Here is a 2,158-nt window from a genome sequence, read left to right as displayed (position 1 = left end):
GAGCAGGCCCAGCAGCGCGACGCCGCGCGATGCCGCCCGCGGCGCCGTGACGACCGCGCTGGTGCCGTCAGCGACGCGCATGGCGACGCAGCTCGGCCTTGGCGAGCGAGTTCTTGTGCACCTCGTCCGGCCCGTCGGCGAACCGCAGCGTGCGGATGCCGGCGAACGCCTCGGCCAGCCAGAAGTCCTGGCTCAGGCCGCCGGCGCCGTGCACCTGGATGGCCTTGTCGAGGATCCACTCGACCGTCTGCGGCGTCGCGATCTTGATCGCCTGGATCTCGGTGTGCGCGCCCTTGTTGCCGACGGTGTCCATGAGCCAGGCGGTCTTGAGCACGAGCAGGCGCAGCTGCTCGAGCCGCACCCGCGACTCGGCGATCCAGTCCCGGACGACGCCCTGGTCGGCGATCGGCTTGCCGAAGGCGACGCGCGACGAGGCGCGCTCGCACATGAGCTCCACGGCGCGCTCGGCCAGGCCGATCGAGCGCATGCAGTGGTGGATGCGGCCGGGCCCGAGCCGGGCCTGGGCGATCGCGAACCCGGCCCCCTCGGCGCCGATGACGTTCGAGACCGGCACGCGGACGTCGGTGAAGCGCAGCTCGGCGTGGCCACCGTGGTCGCGGTCCTGGTAGCCGAACACGTGCATGCCGCGCACGACCTCCAGGCCCGGGGTGTCGCGCGGGACGAGCACCATCGACTGCTGGCGGTGCCGCTCGGCGTCCGGGTCGGTCTTGCCCATCACGATGAAGATGGCGCAGTCGGGGTTCATCGCCCCGGTGATCCACCACTTGCGGCCGTTGATGACGTACTCGTCGCCGTCGCGCTCGATGCGCAGCGCGATGTTGGTCGCGTCCGACGACGCGACGTCCGGCTCGGTCATCGCGAACGCCGAGCGGATCTCGCCGGCCAGCAGCGGCTCGAGCCACTGCTTCTTCTGCTCCTCGGTGCCGAACTGGGCGAGCACCTCCATGTTGCCGGTGTCGGGCGCGGCGCAGTTGAACGCGGCCGGCGCCAGCTGGATCGAGCGTCCGGTGGCCTCGGCCAGCGGCGCGTACTGCAGGTTCGTCAGGCCGGCGCCCTCGTCGCCGGGCAGGAAGAAGTTCCACAGCCCCTGCTGCCTGGCCAGGGCCTGGAGCTCGCCGACGACGGCCGGGCGCTCCCAGGAGTCGGTGCGGGCGAGCTCGGCGACCTGCTCGTGCAGGACCTTCTCACGCGGGACGACCTCGGTGTCGATGAACGCGGTGACGCGCTCGAGCAGCTCGGTCGTCCGCTCGTCGTGGGCGAAGTGCATGTCAGGCTCCTGCGTAGACGTAGACGACCTCGGCGACGCAGGCCGGCTTGCTGGCGCCCTCGCGCTCGACCACGACCTTCATCGTGATCTGGCTGCCGATGGTGATGTCGGTGACGTCGGTGAGGGTGGCCGTCGCGCGGATGCGCGAGTCGACCGGGACGGGCTCGGGGAAGCGGATCTTGTTCGCGCCGTAGTTGACGCCCATCGCGAGGTTCTGCACCTCGTAGATGCCGCCGACCATGACCGGCAGCAGCGACAGCGTCAGGTAGCCGTGCGCGATCGTCGTGCCGAACGGGCCCTGGGCCGCCTTCTCGGGGTCGACGTGGATCCACTGGTGGTCGCCGGTCGCGTCGGCGAACGTGTCGATCTGCTCCTGGGTGACGGTGATCCACTCGCTGGTGCCGAGCTCCTCGCCCACGTGGGAGCGGAACTCGTCGAGGCTCGCGAAGGTGCGGGGCATGGGGGTCCTTCCCGACGGAGGTAAGCGCTTGCTTAGCGACCCTACTCCGTGACCCGGGCCACCCGCCAGGCGTCCCCTCACCCGAGCCCACCTCCGGCGCGATGTGTGAAGTAACAGACCGCCTGACGTCCTCGAGGGGTCGATACCTTCACACGTCGCGGCGGAGCCGCCGCTAGGTGAGGTGCAGGACGACGGGGAGCAGCGCGAGCAGCGCGGCGACGGCGAGGCCGAGGAGGTCCACGCGGGTCCATGTCGCCGGCTCGGCCCAGGTGCGCTCGTGGGCGTCGGCGAACCCCCGCGCGTCCATGGCGACGGAACGCCCGCGAGGCGCCCCGCATCGCCTGGACGACGCAGCGCGAACGCCGCCCCCGCCGCCGTACCGCACGGTGGCAGCGGGTCGCGGCCCCGGC

Annotated in this window: 3 protein-coding genes; all 3 read right to left on the bottom strand. The window is 71.6% G+C overall.

The genetic code is table 11. The features are described from left to right. Positions 1-67: 67 nt before the first annotated feature. Positions 68-1,288, bottom strand: coding sequence for an acyl-CoA dehydrogenase family protein (locus tag AC2W7G_RS14460; RefSeq protein WP_485869054.1), 1,221 nt, complete (start codon positions 1,286-1,288; stop codon positions 68-70). Between the two features lies 1 nt (position 1,289). Then, positions 1,290-1,748 carry a MaoC family dehydratase gene (locus AC2W7G_RS14455; protein ID WP_485869053.1) on the bottom strand — a complete coding sequence of 153 codons (459 nt, stop codon included), beginning with the start codon at positions 1,746-1,748 and terminating at the stop codon, positions 1,290-1,292. Between the two features lie 172 nt (positions 1,749-1,920). Beyond that, on the bottom strand, positions 1,921-2,055 hold the full coding sequence (locus AC2W7G_RS14450; RefSeq protein WP_485869052.1) for a hypothetical protein: 135 nt from the start codon (positions 2,053-2,055) through the stop codon (positions 1,921-1,923). Positions 2,056-2,158 lie beyond the last annotated feature (103 nt).

The organism is Aeromicrobium sp. PFPM2_SD2, from assembly GCF_057364525.1.
This window is presented reverse-complemented; position numbering and strand designations above follow the sequence as displayed.

What these genes read in the sequence shown, in the direction of transcription:
- AC2W7G_RS14460 (WP_485869054.1), bottom strand. Translation starts at nt 1,288, where the DNA reads ATGCACTTCGCCCACGACGAGCGGACGACCGAGCTGCTCGAGCGCGTC.
- AC2W7G_RS14455 (WP_485869053.1), bottom strand. Translation starts at nt 1,748, where the DNA reads ATGCCCCGCACCTTCGCGAGCCTCGACGAGTTCCGCTCCCACGTGGGC.
- AC2W7G_RS14450 (WP_485869052.1), bottom strand. Translation starts at nt 2,055, where the DNA reads ATGGACGCGCGGGGGTTCGCCGACGCCCACGAGCGCACCTGGGCCGAG.